Here is a 20,193-nt window from a genome sequence, read left to right as displayed (position 1 = left end):
CATGGCATACGAAGAAAAAACCGACTGGCTTCCGGACGATCCCATTAACGAAGATGACGTCAACCGCTGGGAAAAAGGCATAAAAGACGCCCACACAGACCTGGGCGCTCACAAAAACGACATGAACAACCCCCACAACACAACAAAGGCGCAAGTCGGGCTGGGGAATGTTGATAATGTGCAGCAGGCGTCCAAGACGGATTTTGATGAACATGAGCAAGATCAGGTGCGGCATATTACTGAAGATGAGAGAATGAAATGGAATCGTGCGCAGTTGTCAAAAATATCTGATGACAATGGTCAGCCGATGTTTAACTTAACGACTGATTTTCACACTGAGCTTCAAAATTACCCGACATTGACGTATTTTTCATATGATAAATCAGCAGCTAATGCTCCACCGAGTGGAGGACGAGGATTCTGGACGTGTAGTGTGGGCAAAACATATGGGCACGTAATAGTAATGACTAATGATAATAAAACGTTTCGTAAATCGCTGGCTAATAATAAGTGGTCAGATTGGGTTGAATTGGAGAATACAGAAGGAGCACAAGAGAAAGTTAATGTTCATGCGGGGAAGTCGGACATACACGTTACACAAGCAGAAAAAGACAATTGGAATAATAGCCAGCTTTTTAAAGTAACAGCAGACAACGGTCAAGCAAAAATAAACTTAAGCGAAACAGATGATTTCCATGAAATTGTTCCGAAGAACACTGGAATGGTTCATTTCACCTCGATGTCAAAAACGTTAAATGGCCCAGGTACTTCGGTCAGGGGCATATGGACAATCAATGCTGCCGGGGATTACGGTCAGATTATCGCTTTTGATAACGCTAATAAAACATATCGGAAAACGATATCAGGAGGAAACTGGTCCGAGTGGATTGAATTAGAGACAACAGCTGGGGCAGAGGCAAAGGTATCTAACCATGCCAAGGATTCAGTAATTCACATTACATCTGCTGAGAGAAGCAAATGGAATGGAGCTCAACTTACTAAAATAACAAGCGATATAGGAGGGGTGTCCATTGCAGCAAACGAAGGAGAGGACATTCTTCAAAAAATAATTGATCAAGGTAGAGGCATGGGCACATTTTATGCACATGGAAAAGCTGTAAATGCTCCATCTCCATTTTCAATTAGAGGCGTATTTCATTTGACCAGCCAATCAACAGACGGTAAAGGTATGTTTGGTTGGGTCTTTGCTACTGATTACAGAAACAATGTCTTTACGAATTATTATGATGGAAGTAATGTTGCGTGGCAAGGGTGGAACAAGCTTGAAACTGAAAGCAGCGCTCAAGCTAAAGCGGATAAAGCTTTGTCTGATGCAAAAAATTATGTTGACACAAATTATACCAATCAAAAATTAACTGTTCTTACAGGCTCAAATGCAATCCAAGATGCGAGAACAAGCGGAAATGATTACCCAGCTGGTATTACTTTTATGGACATAGGAGCCAATAACACAACAGGATACCCACTTACCTATGGAATTGTAAAAAATGAAAAGCATAATAATGTTCGATTTGCTCAGTATTTTTATGGAACTGGAAATGAATCTAGCTCCTACTTTACTAACACAGGTTCTTGGATCCGCCATTGGTGGGCAGATTCAGGATGGACGGCTTGGCAGAAAATTTCTGGATTTGCTCACGCGAATATTGGTACTACTGGAAAACAGTTATTGACAAAAGGCGTGTCTCAAAAAGTTAATTTCAATAGGAAAATAAAAGACAGCCATAACTGCTTTGATACTACAAACAACCGTTTTGTTGTACCGAATGACGGAATGTATTTAGTCAATGCTGGTATATATATAGAAAATTATTTAGAATATGCAAACTATGAAACATCTATATATATAAATGGGAGTAGATATAAAAACATCGCGCATTATAGAATAAGCCCTTCGAGTCCCGAAGATAATACGAACATTAATATAGGTTTATATGGTGCAGCTACAGTATCTGTCAACAAGGGAGACTATATTGAGATTTATTTGTATGTCGGATATAACGGGCAGACACAACGCTATATCACAGATAGTTTAGGTTGGTACAACTACTTTGATATAACAGAAATAGGTGGCCAAAATTACCCTGTACGATAGGAGGTACAAAAATGATATTATACGACGCAATCATGTACAAATACCCTGACGCTGTGCCAAGAAAGGATTTCGAGCTGCGGAATGACGGAAATGGTTCCTATATTGAAAAATGGAACCTGCGCACCCCAATCCCAACACAAAAAGAACTCGAATCCTGGTGGGAAGAGCTGCAAAAAAACCCGCCGTACGAGCCGCCTGATCAGGTGGAGCTACTTGCTCAGGAATTGTCGCAGGAAAAGCTGGCACGCAAGCAGCTTGAAGAACTGAACAAAACGTTGGGGAGCGAGCTGTCAGATATAAAGCTTTCATTATTATCTTTGAAAGGAGAGAGTGCTGAATGAATTATTGGGTGCTTGCCTTACATTATGATTGGGCGACGACAGATATGGTGAAGCAGGCCATACAATTCAAAGATTGTTCTATAGAGGATCTGGCAGAAGGCATGAACAAAAAACTGATCACATCTGACCAGTATGAAGAAATTACCGGTAAAGCCATGTAGGCTTTTTTATTTTGCTCGTTTTTACATGAAAAGGAGGATAAAAATGGTCAAGTATCAATATGAGTTTCCTCTCGATAAGACTGGAAAAGCTGGGGCTGTGAAGCCGTATAGAGGAGAGAAAACCGATTTTGTCACACCTGTTTCGAACCTCTCAGGTGTAGCGGAGATTTTAACAAATGCCACGCTAAAGGCCACTGAGGCATACAGTCAGCTCGGACAAGACCGACTTGGCGCAGTTCTGATTTCTAAAGTAAAGGGGTGGGCGTATGCAGACCGTGAAGGCACGCTCTTTATAGAAGAAAGCGACAATAACAATGTTTGGACAACGACAGCAGCAGTTAATGTCGCAGCGGGTGTCCTGACAGCTACAGACTGGGTGTACCTTTCTAAACGCTATTACCGCTTCCGATATGTGAACGGAAATCTCCAGCAGTCGGAGTTTGTGTTATATCAATCAGTCGGTGCCGGCGAAATGGACGTGCGCTTAAATGAAAATCTACCATTGCAAATTAATTTGAAGGAAAATCAGACAGATGACGGACGTTTGAAAGTGGAGGCCGGCAAAACAATTGATTTTGTTTTTCATGAGAATGCCGAGTCGGCTGGCGAAGGTGCTGCCTTATCCGTAGAAGGCGCCTCGCATTTACTCGTTGAAGTATTCGGCACAGCGGAAAAGAGTGAGGTGAAATTTTGGGGAAAATCTGTGTCAGGACAGAAACTTCCAATCAGAGGTGTGAAATCGGATGATGCTTCTGCCGCTTGCAGCACCTTAGGCAAGGATGAGGCTTGGTCCTTTGATATTAAAGGCTTTAAGGAGATCGTGATGGAGATTGCCAGCATGACCGGCGGGAGTCTATCAATTAAAGGAACCGCGGTCTCTTAACCATTGCAATTGGCCTCGGAAAGGAGGTGATTCGTATGTAAAGGAGGAGTAAATGATGCAGCAAGACATAGATGTTAATGTCTTTCAGCAGGATTTAGCAGACATAAAAGGTGAACAAAAAGCGCTGGAGCAGAGGGTTTCCGCATTAGAACGAGTGTCTGACCGGCAAGACCAGCAAATCATGACGCTGAACGAAAAATTAAACAAAATTGATGAAAATACAACATGGATTAAACGCACCATTACAGGTGCCATCATTACAGCAGTGTGCACAGGAATTATCGGTGGAGCCATCGCCATTATGTACAACCTGCTGCAACATTAAGGGGGATTATCATGAAAACGTATGATAAAGGCACGGTCACTAGGACGGTGCTTCTTTTGCTTGCGCTCATCAACCAGAGCATGCTGATGCTTGGCAAATCACCATTGGACATACAGGAAGAGCAGGTGAATCAGCTTGCAGATGCTCTGTATTCAGCAGGATCAGTGATCTTCACAATTGGGACAACACTAGCAGCTTGGTTTAAAAACAACTATGTAACAGAAAAAGGGAAAAAACAGCGCGACTTGCTAAAGGAAAATAATCTGACGAAATAAGGAGAGATGAAAATGGTTAACATTATTCAAGACTTTATTCCGGTCGGTGCCAATAACCGCCCAGGCTACGCGATGACACCTCTTTATATTACCGTACACAATACAGCGAACACGGCAACAGGCGCCGATGCCCAAGCGCATGCCCGCTATTTGAAAAACCCTGATACGGCAACAAGCTGGCATTTTACAGTTGATGATACAGAGATTTATCAGCATCTGCCGTTAAATGAAAACGGCTGGCATGCAGGAGACGGGAACGGAAGCGGCAACCGGGCTTCTATCGGGATTGAAATTTGTGAAAATGCGGATGGCGACTTTGCAAAAGCAACTGCTAATGCCCAGTGGCTGATCAAAACATTGATGGCTGAACACGCTATCAGCCTCGCTAACGTCGTGCCTCACAAATATTGGTCAGGGAAGGAATGCCCTCGCAAACTGTTGGATACGTGGGACTCGTTTAAAGACGGGATTGGCGGTAGCGGCAGCCAAACTTATATCGTGAAACAAGGTGACACACTTACATCCATAGCGAGAGCGTTCGGTGTCACTGTAGCTCAGCTGCAAGAGTGGAACAACATCGAAGATCCGAATTTTATTCAGGTCGGTCAAGTGCTAATTGTAAGTGCCCCGTCAAATGTTGAAAAACCAGAACTCTATCCGCTCCCTGACGGCATCATTCAACTGACAACACCATATACCTCAGGCGAACACGTCTTTCAGGTGCAACGAGCGCTGGCGGCTCTCTACTTTTATCCTGATAAAGGAGCTGTGAACAACGGAATTGACGGCGTTTACGGGCCGAAAACTGCGGACGCCGTTGCGCGTTTTCAGTCAGTTAACGGTCTAACCGCCGATGGTATCTACGGGCCTGCGACGAAAGAAAAGATCAGTGCTTTATTAGTTTTGTAGAAAAAGAAAACATTGACAATGCATGTTAGTAAAACCATACTGAATATGATGAATTTGTATTTTGGGTGGTTATACTATGCAAAAAGATATGAAACTAAGTAATGTCAAAGGCGTATTGATATTTTTGGTTGTATTTGCCCATCTGCTGGGTGTTAGTAAAAGCGGGTTGGAAAATATGATTGAATTCATTTATTCATTCCATATGCCTGCTTTTATTTTTTTAAATGGTTATTTTTCCAAAAGGCCATCAATCAAAAAAGTGATCAATCTCATTCTGTTATATGTTATTTTTCAAACCTTTTACTGTGTGTACCGTTACTACGCAGGTAATTTTTCTGTCATTCAATTTACTTACGGCAGCCCGCATACCCATTTATGGTATATTGTCAGTCTCGGTAGCTGGTATACGTTGGCTATTATTTTAAAGAAAATAAATAGGAGAATAATCTTAAAGCTGGCTTTACTGATCTTGTTGTTGGGGTTAAGTTTTTATTCCAGATTTTATGCAGATCAGTTTATAGAATTGATCAAAATATATTATAGCAATATGCATACGCAAACGCTCTCTATATTAAGGACTTTTGTTTTCCTTCCATTTTTCCTGGCTGGTTTTTATTGTTCAAGAGATCTGATGGGGAAAATATACAGTTCTTTAGAAAAATTTAAGTTTAAATTGTTTTCAACTTTAGCTATCTCTGTATTGGTATTCATTATATTAGATTTTCATCATGATAAATTTAATCAGCTGTTTTTTGGTTTCCTTGGCTATCAAAAGTTCCATATAGAGAATCATAGCTATACTGGTATTGTATTTTTTCATTATTCCTTAGCTGTATTAGGCATTTTCTTGTTATTGAATATAGTTGGGGCCGGCAAAAATAAGTTGACCCAATGGGGAGAAAACTCTCTTGCGATCTATTTATTTCATATGATCTTTGTCTTCCCGCTATTTACTCATAATAGCTGGCTAAATGAGCAAAGCCCTGACACCCGATTGATATTATGTTTTACGATGGCATTAGGAATAACGTATCTATTTGGATCGCGTGTTTTTAACCGGATCGTGAAATATCTAATCTATCCAATGAAATATTTAGAAATCATTTATGCACGTCTCTTTAATCAAACAGATAAAAATAATGAATATAAAAAGCGACATGTTGTTTAAATGTCGCTTTTTTTTGTGCGTTTTTTTAGATGTTTCAATATTATTGCACTACGCTCCCTCACCCGAAGCGAATACCCGGAAAAGCCAAACCTCCCGTAATCAATAACCTTCACACGCCTCACCAATTTTTTCACTGTATCACCTGACATTATCCTCTGTTTGTTTTATTATATGTAGCCCCTTAAGAAAAGGAATAAGGACAAGAGCTGTTTTCCCTTGTCCTTTTAGTGTGTTCATGCTTTTTTTCGTTTATACTCATCAATCAGCCGTTCGTTTTCTTTGAAGATTCTTGCTGTGTGCGGACTGACTTGATAGCTTGCGACACTGGTGGTTGAACGTTTTTTCAGGATTTTGAACGGTTTCTTTGCCTGTGGATGGCATCCGTTTTGAAACGCGTTTTCCATTATCCTTCACCTTCCTCCTCAATTGGCAGCACCAAATCATATATGCTCGTTAATGATGTGAAAAGCAAATAATCAAATTCTGTTACAATGCTGTCAGACGTCAGTTTGATGACATAGCTCTGTGTCTCGATTGTAAAGGGAATGAGCACTACTTTCCCATACTGGTCGTAATAGACATCCTTTCGATCCAGCCTCGTTTGTACGTCAGCGGGATCCTCCATATGCTCTGTTAACCGGTCTTTATCAGGCTGTGTCGAATAGTGACAAAGACTGGCTGTCAGATTCATTTTATCAGCATAGGTTTTCAGCAGTTTATCAATTCCTTGAGCATATGCTTCTATACTTCCATAATAAACATGAATCGGTTCGTTTTTCAATAGATATTGGTATGTTTTCAGCCGATCGAGATACATGTGGAGCATTTCGTTGTTTTCTTCGAGAATTTCTCTTGTATCTGTTTCCAGTTCACTGCCGGCCAGCTTTTTAACATAAGCACTCAAAAAGATAAACGCGTCAATTAAAGCAAAGCTGACAGCGACAATGACATACCGCTCCCAGTCTGTGAACAGGGAAGAGGGATCATATGTCCAGTATATCATGGCACCAAAAACAAACATCAAATACCATGTTTTTCGGATGGCGGACATTTTTTCTTTGACCTTCGCTTCGAACCGCCACGTGGCGTATACGTAAAAGCCTAAAGCGGCCATAGTGCACCAGACCATGATTTGAAAGAATAAAAGCATACATCAATCCCTCGCATCTGAAATAGGTTCTGATTATTGTATTCTAGAAATGCGGCTGGTTTTCCTGTTTCATCAAAAAAACCGCTCCTTTGACAGAAGCGGTGAAACATTAAAAAATCATATTTAAGATAAAGTAGGCGATGGCACCAAGTGTCGCTGAAATCGGAAGCGTGATGACCCATGTAATGAGCATCCGCTTAGCTGTGCCCCAGTTTACGCCTTTTACCCGGTGTGATGCACCGACGCCAAGGATTGATGAAGAAATGACGTGGGTTGTACTGACCGGCAAATGAATAAATGTGGCGCCGAAAATAATGGCTGCCCCGGTTAAGTCAGCGGATACACCGTTAACCGGACGAATCTTCATGATTTTTCCGCCAACGGTTTTAATGATTTTCCATCCGCCGATTGAAGTTCCGAGACCCATGGCTGTCGCGCAGGCGAATTGCACCCAGGTTGGAATATCATTAGCAGAAGTATGTAAATTTGCTGTGATGAGTGCCATTGTGATAATTCCCATTGCTTTTTGCGCATCGTTTGTTCCGTGTGTATACGATTGCAGGGCAGCAGTTATAATCTGCACTCTGCGGAATTGCTTGTTCGTTTTCGCCAAATTGCTGTCTTTGAAAATCAGCTTGACGATGGTGTAAAGAATATAACCAAGGACAAAGGCAATAATTGGTGATAAAATGAGTGCCTCAATGATTTTAATGAAGCCCTTATAATTTAACGCAGTAAATCCGGCTGCCGCAACGGCTGCACCGGCAATCGCCCCGATGATGGCGTGGGATGAGCTGCTTGGGATGCCGTAATACCAAGTAAGCAGGTTCCACACTATTGCTGCGATTAAAGCAGCCAAAATAACAACAGAGCCATTTTCCAAAGTATAAGGGTCTACAATATCTTTCGTTATGGTTTTGGCAACACCTGTAAACGTCATTGCTCCGACAAAGTTCATCACTGCCGCCATTATAATGGCATGGCGCGGTTTTAACGCTTTTGTTGATACTGAAGTCGCAATTGCGTTCGCCGTATCATGAAACCCGTTGATGAAATCAAACGCCAGAGCAAAAATGACAATTAGTATCGTTAATATAAATAGAATATCCATTTTTATCCCTCGTTACGCGTTTTTCATAATGATGGTTTCAAGATTATTGGCAACACTTTGGCAAGAATCAGCAATTTCCTCAAGCGTTTCGTAAATTTCACGATATTGAATGACTTTAATTGGATCTGTTTCATTTCCGAAAAGATTCTTTAATGATTTTCTGTGCAGGTTGTCACAGCTGTGCTCATACTCTTTAATTTTGATCGCGTGAGGCTGAATATCCTTTAAGCGGTTTTCTGCCAGCAGCTCAATGGTAATCAAAATTTCTTTCGCGCATTCTCTGATGTAGCCGCTGAATTTATCGATATGCTCGTCTGATGAAGTAATTGAGAAAATCTCCATCATGGCAGAGAAATGTTCGATTCCGTCAAGCACATCATCCAGGCTGTTTGTCAGCTGAAGGATATCCTCGCGCTCAATAGGAGTGATGAATGCTTTGTTAAGCTCTTTGATCATGACATGAACATGATTGTCACCTTTTGTTTCATATTCCTTTAACGTATCTGCAAACTCTTTAAGCGTCGTTTGGTTAGTGACCTTAAAATTCAAAAAATATTCTGCAGTTTCGTCTATGTTCTTTGCAATTTCTGTTAAAAGGAGTGAGAACTTATCTTTTTTTCTTCTTATCATTAAAAACCCTCCATAGTTTGAATGAACAATGCACACATCAAATTATTATATAGCCTTTTGTCGAAAAAAAACAGGAAAAGTCGAAAAAAACGCGGCTTGACTTTTTCAGTAAAACGTGTCTCCTTATTTTGGCCTACTTCATCTCAAAAAAACGAACCAAGTTTGCAAAATCTTTCTGGTTAACGTAAAAAGTATATCAAAAGTTGTGTTTTTTTTGTCAACATTTATCTTCTGATTCACCAAAAAACGATTCCCTAAACAAGGGAACCGTTTTTTTTTAGCTGGCTTTTCGTTTTTGCATCCAAAAATACAAAGGGAGTCCGGCTAGGCCGATGAGAATTGATAAACCGCAGCTTAATGTGTCTGTAATGAGTGTGCTTCCCAATACAAAGAATGAACCTGCGATCGCCAATATCGGCATGAACGGGTAAAGCGGAACACTGTAAGCACGCGTTTTTCCCTTTGTTTGTTTCCGAAGAATAAATACTGCAAAAAAGGCCATTACGTAAAAGATATAGATCATAAAAATAGAGATTTCAGAAAGCTTATCAGGGTTGCTGATGAGCATCAGGATAATCGCTACAGCAATTTGGAAAGAAATTGCAATCCATGGTGTGCGGAATGTCGGGTGCACGCGGGACAATCTCTCAGCAAAAGGCAGCTGTTTTCGTTCAGCCATTGCAAAGGTCACACGCGGGAAAGAAAGAATCTTTCCGTTTAAACAGCCGAAGATGCTGACAATAATTCCGATACTGATCAGCTTTCCGCCGATTGAACCGAACAGCATGTTGGCAGCAGTGCTTGTTGCATTTTCTCCAAGTGTGACGATTTCGTTTGCAGACAGGATGTGAAGCAATGCAAAGTTAATGAAAATATAGATTGCTGTTACAATTAATAATCCGCCCGTCATTGCGCGTGGCAGCAGCTTTTCGGGATTTTTCATTTCTCCGCCGAGAGCCGCGAGCAGGATCCATCCGTCATAAGCAAACAATGTAGCCAAAATAGCTGCCCCGAAATTCATATCAGAAATGCTTTCGTTTACTGCCGTAAAGATATGCTGATCGCCTTTCCAAAGACCGAAAATAATGATACAGGCAATCGGAATCAGCTTTCCGACCGTAGTCAGTGTTTGAACAAAACCGCCGTATTTTGTACCGATAATATTAATCACACATAAAAAAATAACTGCTATAATACCGATTACCTTTGATAGTCCTGAACCCCAGCCAAAAAGATTTGCCATTAAAGAGCCAAAATATAAACCGAGTGCACCGATAATCGCCGGGCCGTAAATAATGATCTGCACCCAGCCGCATAAAAATCCCCAAAACTCGCCGTAAACTTCTTCAAGGTACGTGTAAAGTCCGCCTGTTTTCGGAATCTGTGTACCGATTTCTGCAATCGTCAGTCCGCCTGCCAGCGTTAATATACCGCCTAACAGCCACGCAAATAGCGCAGTCTTTGAGTCTCCTGAATAAGCGAGCACAGCACCGGGCTTCATAAAAACGCCGGAACCGATAATGGTTCCAATAACAAGAGTAAGGGCAAACAAGAGGCCTATCTCTTTTTTCAAACCGTTTTCTTCATTATGCATGTCCTTAACCTCCTATGATGAAGCTTCGTGATGAAGAATCTATTTTTCATATTGTAAACCCTATTTTAGAAAACTGAAATAAAATAAATTTTCTGATTTTCAATAATTGCTATATTTTCATTCGTGAAATCTGTGAAAATGTCTATTTGTTATCGCTTGAAACGAATAAAGGTGAGTATAATCTTTTGTAAAGTTCGTGTTTTGCGAAAGGTATTCAAGTAGAGAATGAACACAATAAATGGCTGACGGCGGGACTTAGCAGGATCCCGGACCCAGATAAAGCTGATATGTTGACTTTCGTATGTGAATAAAATATCTTGTAATTAGGAAAATAAATAGACATCTTTGATATAATATCTCGAAATCGAGATAAATTGACCTGGAGGGACAGCATATGAAAGTCAACGGCATTCACCACGTGTCCGCATTAACAGCTGACGCGCAAAAAAACTTGGATTTCTATAGTAAAGTATTAGGATTAAAACTTGTCAAAAAATCCGTAAACCAAGATGAACCGACGATGTACCATCTATTCTACGGAGATGAAGTGGCAAATCCGGGAACGGAACTGACGTTTTTTGAGATTCCCCGCATTGCGCCGTTTCATGCGGGAACAAACAGTATTTCTTCGATTGGATTACGTGTTCCAAGCACAGACGCGCTACATTACTGGAAAGAACGTTTTGAAGAGCATCAGGTGGTGCATAGCGGTATCACCCAAAGAGCCGGACGTGACATATTGGCGTTCGAAGATCATGAAGGACAGCGCCTTGTGCTGACTGCTGATGAGAAAGGCAAAGGTTATGGTCTGCCTGTTAAACAAAGCGGCATTCCGGAAGAATTTTCATTTCGCGGGTTAGGGCCTGTTGAACTGACAGTGCCATACGCTGAACCAACCTTACACGTATTAACCAATATTCTTGGATTTACAGAGATCAGCCGGGAGCCGGTTGAAGGACAGGGAACAGCGGTCATTTTAGAATCTGGTGAAGGCGGTGCGGCCACAGAAATCCATTTAATTGAAAGAAATGATCTTCCGCGTGAACGCCAAGGAAAAGGAAGTGTCCATCATGTCGCATTTCGCGTGAGAGACGAAGAAGAGCTTGCTGGATGGCACCGCATCATCAGCCGGGAAGGCTTTAGCAACTCAGGCATCGTTGAGCGCTACTATTTCAAGGCGCTGTATTTCAGAGAACCGAACGGCATTCTGTTTGAGTTATCTACAGACGGTCCGGGCTTTATGGTTGATGAAGAAATTGATGAGCTTGGCCAAACCATCGCTCTTCCGCCATATCTTGAGCATAGAAGAGAGGAAATCGAAGCAAGACTGAAGCCGATTCAATAACGATATATTGTGATTCTTTGCCTTCCGGCGTCACCGGAAGGCTTTTTTTGTTCAAAAACGGCTGTGTTTTTTTCATTATCTTAAATTTTGACATAAACAGCATGCTGATTAGGTAGAAAATATCAGGTTTGAAACAGGATAAAGACTCAAAACCCTTTGTTTTTATGGACAGATTGTATGAATTTTTTTCGGCAAAACTATTGCCTTTGTTTATTAATAGTTTTTTCACATTTGCTTGTTACACTATTTCAAGGTTAGACGAAAAGGAGTGAAGACACACGTGGAAAAGAAAAAGCGCGAGCTGGACATCTTCCTGATTCTCATTTTGCTCGCATCTGCATTCTTAAATATCTATAACATCTGGAATGATGATACGGTGAATCCTTATTACACCGCTGCAGTCACAAGTATGATGCAAAGCTTTCATAATTTTTTCTATGCCTCATTCGACGCGGCGGGGTTTATAACGGTTGATAAACCGCCTATTACGTTCCAGATACAAACCATCAGCGCACTTATATTCGGTATGCACGGCTGGAGCGTCATCCTGCCTCAGGCACTTGCTGGTGTAGGTTCTGTCCTTTTAATGTATCTGTTAATAAAACCGACATTCGGTAACACGGCAGCAAGAATCGCCTCTTTCATCATGGCATGCACACCGATTGCGGTGGCTGTCGCCCGGACAAATAATGTTGATGCGTTACTGGTATTTTTCTTATTGCTGGCTACATGGCTTCTCTTTAAAGCCATCAGAAAAGGAAAGCTGATCTGGCTGTTAGCAGCATTTTTCGTAGTTGGTGCAGGTTTCAACACAAAAATGCTTCAAGCTTATATGATTTTACCGGCTTTCTTATTGTTCTACCTGATTGCGGCAAATACCACAATCAAGAAAAAAATCATTTCACTAGGAAGTGCATTAGTCGTATTAGCGGCAGTTTCGTTATCATGGCCGCTCATCGTTGACAATATCCCTGCCAGCAAACGACCTTATGTCGGAAGCAGCCAGACCAACTCTGTTTTGGAATTGGCTTTCGGATACAACGGAATTCAGCGGCTGACAGGACAAAATAACGGCGGCGGTCAGGGCGGGTCAAGCAAAGACGCAGCAAAAGAAATGCCTTCTTCGGAGAATAGTTCATCTGACGCTCAGGCACCGCCTAATCAGTCATCAAGCAGCAGCTCATCAAACGATGACAAATCTGCAAATGGCAATATGACGGCACCGCCATCCAATGGGGAAATGCCAAGCGGCGGTCAAGGAGGCCCTCCAAACGGCGGAGGAGATGGCGGACCTGGCGGCGACGGAGGTAAGGGCGGTTCAGGCGGATCGAAAATGCAATCAGGTACAGGAATGTTCGGAACGGGAACACCTGGCCCGCTTCGGCTCTTCCAACAAGAACTATCTGATCAAATCAGCTGGCTGCTGCCATTTGCGATTTTTGGAATGGCAGGCTTGCTGATTGCAGGCGCGAGAGAAAGAAGAAGATTATCTGTTGAGCAGAAGGAGACGGTGTTTTGGGTTGCATGGCTTGTGCCGATTGCCGGATTCTTCAGTGTAGCAGAATTTTTCCATCATTATTATCTCATTATGCTGGCGCCGCCGATTGCTGCACTTGTCGGAGCTGGGTGGGTTGCGCTCGTTCAGTTATACCGAAGCCATACAGGCTGGAAGTCTTGGCTTTTGCCGGCGGCGATGGTTGCCACAACGGGATTTGAATTGTTTATTCTGAGAAACTACAACGATCAAATCAGTGTTGGATGGAGTATCGGCGTAGGAGTTATCGGTGCGTTATCTGCCATTGCTCTTCTGATTTTTAAACAGCGCCAAAAACCGCTCACATATTATATATCACTTGCAGGTCTTCTCGTATTGCTTGTGATGCCGATTTATTGGGCAAGCACACCTCTCCTGTACGGAGGAAACAGCTCTCTTCCTGAAACAGGACCGCAGCTTGCTTCAAGCAGCGGAAAAGGCATGGGAATGAACGAGTCGAGTGTAAATGAAAAATTGATTGAGTATTTAGTAGAAAACAACTCCGGAGCGGAATATTTATTCGCCACAACTGATTCAAACACAGCGGCTCCGTACATTATCAAAACGAAAAAGGCCGTCATGACGATCGGCGGATTCAGCGGTTCTGACCCGGCCATCACGCTGACTCAATTTAAAAAGCTCGTAAAAGAAGGAAAAGTGAAATACTTCTTGGCTTCAGGAATGGGGAAAGGCGGAAACAATGAAATTGTCGAATGGGTTCAAGAAAACGGCAAGAAAGTTTCTTCTGATAAATGGCAGTCAAGCTCTGATCAGACTGATTCATCAGGTACGGCAAGCAAGAGCAACGCTTCAGGCCAAACCGGCAAAATGGGCGGCGGCCCTGGCGGAATGAAGCAGTCAGCTACATTATACGAACTAAATGCTGATGAATAGGAGGAAAAAACATGAGCAGACATATTCAATATTCAATTGTGATACCTGTGTATAATGAAGAGCTTGTCATTCATGAAACCTATCAGCGCTTAAAAGAGGTCATGGATCAAACGAAGGAAAACTACGAGCTGATTTTTGTCAACGATGGCAGCAAAGACCGCAGTATTGAGATTTTAAGAGAGCACAGCCTGATCGATCCGAGAGTGAAAATTATTGATTTTTCAAGGAATTTTGGACACCAGATCGCCATTACGGCGGGAATGGATTATGCACAGGGGAATGCAATCGTCGTTATTGACGCCGATTTGCAGGACCCTCCTGAGTTAATTTTAGACATGATTGAAAAGTGGAAGGAAGGCTATGAGGTCATATACGCCGTGCGGACAAAACGAAAAGGGGAAACCTTTTTCAAAAAACAGACAGCGGCCATGTTTTACCGGCTTCTCAGCAGCATGACAGATATTGATATCCCGATTGATACCGGGGATTTCCGTCTCATGGACAGAAAAGTCTGTGATGAAATGAAAAAATTAAAGGAAAAAAATCCTTTTGTCCGAGGCCTCGTCAGCTGGGTAGGCTTCAAACAAACGGCAGTTGAGTATGTGCGTGATGAAAGGCTTGCCGGAGAAACGAAATACCCGCTTAAGAAAATGCTGAAGCTTTCAATGGACGGCATTACGACATTTTCACATAAACCGCTGAAGCTAGCAAGCTATGCCGGGGTCTTAATGTCAGGCGCAGGTTTTCTGTATATGTTTATCGTGCTGTATTTGAAGCTGTTCACTGACAGCACCATTACCGGCTGGTCATCGCTTATTGTCATCCAGCTCCTGTTCAGCGGCATTGTGCTTCTGATACTGGGGATGATTGGTGAATATATCGGCAGAATCTATGATGAAGCCAAAGACCGGCCGCTTTACATCGTACAGAAATCGTACGGGATTGAAAATAAAAGACTCTATAGAGACCAGCATATGTCTTGACCAGAAGCCCCTGTCCTTTACGGACAGGGGTTTTTATGTCTGTATGATGATCAAAGTAAAAAGATGCTGATATGAAAGGGAGAGGGAGAGAAGAAGGGATTGTGAGCTTGCACTGCGGTTCAGGCATGCTGAAATAAAAACGGCAACGCCTAAAAGCTTTCAACTTAGGCGTTGCTGAATTTAGCTGTTAGATTGAGGGGTTTTTAAGAAACGCATGATCACAGCCGTACCTGTTATATTTAATAGAATACTGGCCCCCAGTGTAACTCCCCATGCCACTGTTGATGCAGGAAGGAGATAGCTCAGCATCAGAAAAGCCAATCCTGCGCAAATCATGCTCAATCCCATGGTTTTCATGTCATTCCTCCTCTAAACAATGCTTCAAGCATCTGATTAGAATGAAATCAGTCTATATCATATACGGGTGTGTCGGTAGAAAGTTTCATAGAGCAGATAGTTCTTATGTCTAATAAAAAGCCTCAGACCGCTTTTGCGGCCTGAGGCGCTTTTCTTAAGAAGGTGTTTCTTCTTTTTGATCGAGTTTGATTTTTTTCGTCATCTCTTTGCCGTTTCTGAGAATTTTCACTTCAACGGTGTCACCGATATTTGCGTCTTTGTATAGGATATTGCGCAATTCGCTGCCTGTGTTGATTTTTTTGCCTTTTAAGCTGATGATAATATCTTCGGCTTTCAGCCCGGCCTTTGCAGCAGGGGAGCCTGAAGCGACTTCACGGATGTATACGCCTTTATTCAGCTGGCTGCCGAATAAGCCAAGTGTGCCTTCTTGATAGTTTTGCGGCACCTGTTCCAAATCAAGCATGCTGACACCGATATACGGACGTTCAATTTGCCCTTTAGACAGCAATTCTTCAGCTATCGGTTTGACGTCGTTGCTTGGAATGGCAAATCCGATGCCCTCAACATCATCTTCACTGATTTTCATGCTGTTAATGCCGATAATTTTGCCGTCTGTATTTAACAACGGACCGCCGCTGTTACCCGGGTTAATTGCGGCATCAGTTTGAATCACGTTAATGCTTGTTTGACCGGCTGATGTTGACATTGAAACTGTTCTATCCACGCCGCTTACAATTCCTTGTGTTACTGTGCGAGACAGGTCTTTACCGAGCGGATCTCCAATTGCAATAACGGTTTCGCCTGTTCTGAGATCCGATGAATTACCGAAGTCTGCTACCTTTGTTACGTGGTCATCACTGATTTGAAGAACGGCTAAATCTGTTAAAGAGTCACTGCCTACAAGCTTTGCTGTCACATCAGTTCCGTCGTATAAAGACACTTTAAGTGAAGTTGCGCCTTCTACAACGTGGTTATTCGTAATGATATAAGCCTTGCCGTTCTCTTTTTTGAAAATGACACCCGACCCTGAGCCGCTTTCTGTATCTTCGCTAGAATCAGAGCTGGAACCGGAAGAGCCGGAGCCAAACAAAGAGCTGTTTGACTGAGCCTGAAGGTTTGTGATACCCACAATCGCCGGTGAAAGATCTTCCACCATATCTGAGATTTTAGAAGAATCCTCGCTCTTAAATGCAGATGAGCTGCTTGAGTCCGTTGAGCTTTTGCTTGATTCAGAGGAGGTGCTTTTAGCTGTAACAGATTGAGTTTGCTGCTGGCTGGACGTCTGTTTCGCTGCATCCTGAGAATCGTGGTCGCCAAGCGGTGTGAACGTATAAATGCCAAGGGCAAGACTTCCGCCGATGACTCCGCCAAGCAGCGGCCTGAACCATCCGAATCCGCGCTTTTTCTTCTCTTGATCATGAATCACATTGCGGGCTGAGTAAGAAGGGTTTTGATCATTCTCTTTCGTTAAAAAAACCTCATTCTCTTGTCCTTCTGTTCTATTTTCGTCACGATAGTTATCCATCATGTTCACTCCGTTTCTCTCTATTTTCAACTCATTACATCTTAATAATGGCAGTTTTATGACTTGATTTTATCATAAACAAAAACTGTGGGATAAAAATGAAAACTTTATGGGAAATTGTGAAAAAGTGCGAAAACCGGTACACTTTATAAGGAATATTGTACATGAAAGGGCTGAAACGATGGAACCCATCGGATTGATTGGATATGGCAGCATGGCGGATATGATCGCCAGACAGCTGCTGAAGCATAAACAAATAGAGGAAAATGAGCTGTATGTTGAGACAAGAACTAAGGGTGATCGGCTTCAGGCATTGCTCGCTGACTATCCAAACGTTTCGGCAAAACCGCTTGAGGTATGGGCGGAAAAGTGCGCGTTGATCTTTATATGTGTCCCGCCGCTCCATGTCATTGAAACAGTGCGCCGGCTGCACCCGTATGTGAACCGGAATACTCATATTGTATCCATTGCGGCTGGTGTGCCTCTGCGGCTTTTAGAAACGGCAGCTGGAATATCACGGGTGATTCCGGCCATTACATCTGAAACAGAAGCCGGCATCTCACTGGTTGTTCACAGTGAAGCACTGGCGGCACAGAAGAAAGAACGTTTGGATGAACTGTTATCGGCTTTCAGCAGTGTGCGAGAAATAAAAGAATCCAATTTGGATGCCGCCAGTAATCTGACGAGCTCTGCTCCGGGCTTCATCGCCGCAGTGTTTGAAGAATTAGCGCTGTCGGCTGTGAGAAACAGCGGCCTGACAAAAGAAGAAGCCTTTGATTTCCTGATACACTCACTGTATGGGACAGGCAAGCTGCTGATTGAAAAGAAGATGTCCTTTGAGGAGACGCTGAACCGTGTTGCAACGAAAGGCGGAATTACAGGAGAGGGAGCGGCGGTGATACGTGCCTCCGTGCCGAATGTATTTGATCAAGTATTTGAAAAAACACTCGAAAAATATGAGCAGCTGACAGAACAAGCAGCAAAAGAAACATGAATCCTTGAAAGAGGATTCTTTTTTATATCTGAACGTTAGTGATTTTTCCCAGCTATATTGCATTTTTCCTCTTTTTTTAATATAATCTGTTAGAATATTCATAATTTAGTAAAAAAGGAGGAGCGCTATGAAACTGTACATGTCAGTAGATATGGAGGGTATTTCAGGTCTTCCGGATGATACCTTTGTTGATTCCGGCAAGCGTAATTATGAACGTGGACGGCTGATCATGACCGAAGAAGCAAACTACTGTATTACCGAAGCGTTTAACAGCGGGTGTACGGAGGTGCTGGTGAATGACAGCCATTCGAAAATGAATAATCTGATGGTTGAAAAGCTTCATCCGGAGGCAGATTTGGTTTCCGGTGATGTTAAACCATTTTCGATGGTGCAGGGGCTGGATGATACTTTCACGGGCGCGTTGTTTCTCGGTTATCACGCAAGAGCTTCAACTCCCGGTGTCATGTCCCATAGCATGATTTTCGGTGTCCGTCATTTTTACATAAATGATCAGCCTGTCGGTGAGCTTGGATTAAATGCTTACGTTGCCGGTTATTACGATGTCCCGGTATTAATGGTAGCCGGTGATGACCGGGCGGCCAAAGAAGCTGAAGAGCTCATCCCGAATGTCACGACAGCTGCTGTTAAACAAACGATTTCAAGATCTGCAGTTAAATGTCTGTCGCCTGCGAAAGCCGGCCGGCTGCTGACAGAAAAAACCGCATATGCCCTGCAGAACAAGGATAAAGTTAAACCGCTTACACCGCCTGACAGGCCTGTATTGAGCATTGAATTTGCCAATTACGGCCAAGCTGAGTGGGCTCATCTAATGCCGGGTACAGAAATCAAAATGGGAACCACAACCGTTCAATTTCAGGCGAAGGATATGCTTGAAGCCTACCAGGCTATGCTTGTCATGACTGAACTGGCGATGCGAACATCATTCTGCTAAAGGGGTGTTAAGGCTTTGGCAAGATATATAATGAAGCGTTTTTTGGCAATGGCAGCTACGATTTTGGTCATTACCACCCTGACTTTTGTTCTGATGAAGGTCATTCCCGGATCTCCTTTTAATGAGGAGAGGGGTACAAATGAAGCGGTTCAAAGAAATCTCGAAGCCTACTATCACTTAGACGATCCTCTCATTATCCAATACACCATCTATCTAAAATCCATCATTACATTCGATTTTGGCCCTTCTATTAAAAAACCGTCAGACAGTGTAAATGATATGCTGGAACGCGGATTTCCCGTTTCCTTCGAACTTGGGATGGCAGCGATTGTCATTGCTGTGATCTCAGGGCTGATACTTGGCGTAACCGCCGCGCTACGCCGCAACGGCTTTTTGGACTACGCCGCGATGAGCCTCGCGGTACTCGGCATTTCCATCCCGAATTTTATTATGGCGACGTTGCTTATTCAGCAGTTTGCCGTCAATCTTAAACTATTTCCCGCCGCTACGTGGACGAGCCCGATCCATATGGTGCTTCCGACCGCAGCGCTTGCAGTTGGACCGATGGCGATTATCGCCAGGCTGACAAGATCAAGCATGGTCGAAGTCCTGACACAGGATTATATCCGCACAGCGAAAGCGAAAGGGCTGTCTCCGCTCAAAATTATCGTAAAACACGCACTCAGAAACGCGCTCATGCCCGTCATTACCGTACTGGGAACACTCGTTGCCAGCATTTTAACAGGAAGCTTTGTTATTGAAAAAATCTTTGCCATTCCGGGAATGGGAAAATATTTTGTCGAAAGCATTAATCAGCGGGACTATCCCGTGATTATGGGAACGACCGTTTTTTACAGCGTCATTTTGATCGTGATGCTGTTTTTGGTCGACTTGGCCTACGGTCTGCTGGACCCGCGCATTAAACTGCATAAGAAAGGGTGAAGCG

Annotated in this window: 21 protein-coding genes and 1 pseudogene; 14 read left to right on the top strand and 8 right to left on the bottom strand. The window is 42.9% G+C overall.

Annotation, left to right across the window (positions count from 1 at the left end; all coding sequences use genetic code 11):
• Nucleotide 1 precedes the first annotated feature (1 nt).
• The 8 genes and pseudogenes from V6D42_RS08010 to V6D42_RS07970 all read left to right on the top strand — a co-directional run.
• Nucleotides 2-265: pseudogene (locus tag V6D42_RS08010) on the top strand (terminase); the annotation flags it as partial.
• Nucleotides 266-2,127: 1,862 nt separating this feature from the next.
• Nucleotides 2,128-2,457, top strand: coding sequence for an XkdW family protein (locus tag V6D42_RS08000; RefSeq protein WP_333512858.1), 330 nt, complete (start codon nt 2,128-2,130; stop codon nt 2,455-2,457).
• Nucleotides 2,454-2,618, top strand: a complete 165-nt coding sequence (locus V6D42_RS07995) for an XkdX family protein (RefSeq protein ID WP_333512857.1) — start codon at nt 2,454-2,456, stop codon at nt 2,616-2,618. The genes V6D42_RS08000 and V6D42_RS07995 overlap by 4 nt, the downstream gene beginning before the upstream one ends.
• Nucleotides 2,619-2,661: 43 nt before the next feature.
• Entirely contained in the window at nt 2,662-3,501 is an 840-nt protein-coding gene (gene xepA / locus V6D42_RS07990; RefSeq protein WP_333512856.1) for a phage-like element PBSX protein XepA, read from the top strand.
• A 55-nt stretch (nt 3,502-3,556) separates the two neighbouring features.
• Nucleotides 3,557-3,826 carry a hemolysin XhlA family protein gene (locus V6D42_RS07985; protein WP_059352787.1) on the top strand — a complete coding sequence of 90 codons (270 nt, stop codon included), beginning with the start codon at nt 3,557-3,559 and terminating at the stop codon, nt 3,824-3,826.
• Between the two features lie 11 nt (nt 3,827-3,837).
• Entirely contained in the window at nt 3,838-4,101 is a 264-nt protein-coding gene (locus tag V6D42_RS07980) for a phage holin (RefSeq protein ID WP_010333919.1), read from the top strand.
• Nucleotides 4,102-4,113: 12 nt separating this feature from the next.
• Nucleotides 4,114-5,010: an N-acetylmuramoyl-L-alanine amidase gene (locus tag V6D42_RS07975; protein ID WP_333512855.1), complete on the top strand. Its 897-nt coding sequence runs from the start codon at nt 4,114-4,116 to the stop codon at nt 5,008-5,010.
• A gap of 76 nt (nt 5,011-5,086) precedes the next feature.
• Entirely contained in the window at nt 5,087-6,178 is a 1,092-nt protein-coding gene (locus V6D42_RS07970) for an acyltransferase family protein (protein ID WP_333512854.1), read from the top strand.
• Here the strand turns inward: V6D42_RS07970 and spoIISC are convergent.
• From spoIISC to steT, 6 genes are all read right to left on the bottom strand, one after another.
• Nucleotides 6,175-6,327, bottom strand: coding sequence for a three component toxin-antitoxin-antitoxin system antitoxin SpoIISC (spoIISC, locus tag V6D42_RS07965; protein ID WP_333512853.1), 153 nt, complete (start codon nt 6,325-6,327; stop codon nt 6,175-6,177). The two genes, V6D42_RS07970 and spoIISC, sit on opposite strands and share 4 nt — an antisense overlap.
• An 84-nt stretch (nt 6,328-6,411) precedes the next feature.
• Nucleotides 6,412-6,582 carry a type II toxin-antitoxin system SpoIISB family antitoxin gene (locus V6D42_RS07960; RefSeq protein WP_010333922.1) on the bottom strand — a complete coding sequence of 57 codons (171 nt, stop codon included), beginning with the start codon at nt 6,580-6,582 and terminating at the stop codon, nt 6,412-6,414.
• Nucleotides 6,582-7,328, bottom strand: coding sequence for a type II toxin-antitoxin system SpoIISA family toxin (locus V6D42_RS07955; RefSeq protein ID WP_333512852.1), 747 nt, complete (start codon nt 7,326-7,328; stop codon nt 6,582-6,584). Before V6D42_RS07955 ends, V6D42_RS07960 begins: the two co-directional genes overlap by 1 nt.
• A gap of 109 nt (nt 7,329-7,437) precedes the next feature.
• Nucleotides 7,438-8,439, bottom strand: a complete 1,002-nt coding sequence (locus V6D42_RS07950; RefSeq protein ID WP_333512851.1) for an inorganic phosphate transporter — start codon at nt 8,437-8,439, stop codon at nt 7,438-7,440.
• A gap of 12 nt (nt 8,440-8,451) precedes the next feature.
• On the bottom strand, nt 8,452-9,069 hold the full coding sequence (locus V6D42_RS07945; protein ID WP_010333926.1) for a DUF47 domain-containing protein: 618 nt from the start codon (nt 9,067-9,069) through the stop codon (nt 8,452-8,454).
• Nucleotides 9,070-9,346: 277 nt separating this feature from the next.
• Nucleotides 9,347-10,663, bottom strand: a complete 1,317-nt coding sequence (steT, locus tag V6D42_RS07940; RefSeq protein WP_333512850.1) for a serine/threonine exchanger — start codon at nt 10,661-10,663, stop codon at nt 9,347-9,349.
• Nucleotides 10,664-11,057: 394 nt separating this feature from the next.
• Between steT and V6D42_RS07935 the strand changes: the two genes are divergently transcribed.
• From V6D42_RS07935 to V6D42_RS07920, 3 genes are all read left to right on the top strand, one after another.
• Nucleotides 11,058-12,008 (top strand): ring-cleaving dioxygenase, encoded by a 951-nt coding sequence (locus V6D42_RS07935; RefSeq protein ID WP_333512849.1) that lies wholly within the window; start codon nt 11,058-11,060, stop codon nt 12,006-12,008.
• Nucleotides 12,009-12,288: 280 nt separating this feature from the next.
• Nucleotides 12,289-14,436 carry a glycosyltransferase family 39 protein gene (locus V6D42_RS07925; protein ID WP_333512848.1) on the top strand — a complete coding sequence of 716 codons (2,148 nt, stop codon included), beginning with the start codon at nt 12,289-12,291 and terminating at the stop codon, nt 14,434-14,436.
• 11 nt (nt 14,437-14,447) lie between these two features.
• Nucleotides 14,448-15,419, top strand: a complete 972-nt coding sequence (locus V6D42_RS07920) for a glycosyltransferase family 2 protein (protein WP_333512847.1) — start codon at nt 14,448-14,450, stop codon at nt 15,417-15,419.
• 180 nt (nt 15,420-15,599) lie between these two features.
• On the opposite strand, the gene V6D42_RS07915 is transcribed toward V6D42_RS07920, so the two are convergent.
• The gene (locus V6D42_RS07915; protein WP_326197181.1) at nt 15,600-15,776 is read right to left on the bottom strand and encodes a hypothetical protein; all 177 of its coding nucleotides are present in this window, start codon (nt 15,774-15,776) and stop codon (nt 15,600-15,602) included.
• 154 nt (nt 15,777-15,930) lie between these two features.
• The gene (htrA, locus tag V6D42_RS07910) at nt 15,931-17,301 is read right to left on the bottom strand and encodes a serine protease HtrA (protein WP_333512846.1); all 1,371 of its coding nucleotides are present in this window, start codon (nt 17,299-17,301) and stop codon (nt 15,931-15,933) included.
• A 181-nt stretch (nt 17,302-17,482) separates the two neighbouring features.
• On the opposite strand from htrA, the gene proG reads away from it, so the two are divergent.
• The 3 genes from proG (at nt 17,483) to dppB (ending at nt 20,189) form a co-directional block, all read left to right on the top strand.
• On the top strand, nt 17,483-18,295 hold the full coding sequence (proG, locus tag V6D42_RS07905; protein WP_333512845.1) for a pyrroline-5-carboxylate reductase ProG: 813 nt from the start codon (nt 17,483-17,485) through the stop codon (nt 18,293-18,295).
• Nucleotides 18,296-18,422: 127 nt separating this feature from the next.
• Nucleotides 18,423-19,247 carry a D-aminopeptidase DppA gene (dppA, locus tag V6D42_RS07900; RefSeq protein ID WP_333512844.1) on the top strand — a complete coding sequence of 275 codons (825 nt, stop codon included), beginning with the start codon at nt 18,423-18,425 and terminating at the stop codon, nt 19,245-19,247.
• A gap of 15 nt (nt 19,248-19,262) precedes the next feature.
• The gene (dppB, locus tag V6D42_RS07895) at nt 19,263-20,189 is read left to right on the top strand and encodes a dipeptide ABC transporter permease DppB (RefSeq protein WP_333512843.1); all 927 of its coding nucleotides are present in this window, start codon (nt 19,263-19,265) and stop codon (nt 20,187-20,189) included.
• Nucleotides 20,190-20,193 lie beyond the last annotated feature (4 nt).

Origin of the sequence: Bacillus sp. 0909A, from assembly GCF_036765115.1 — a bacterium.
GTDB lineage: Bacteria > Bacillota > Bacilli > Bacillales > Bacillaceae > Bacillus > Bacillus mojavensis.
This window is presented reverse-complemented; position numbering and strand designations above follow the sequence as displayed.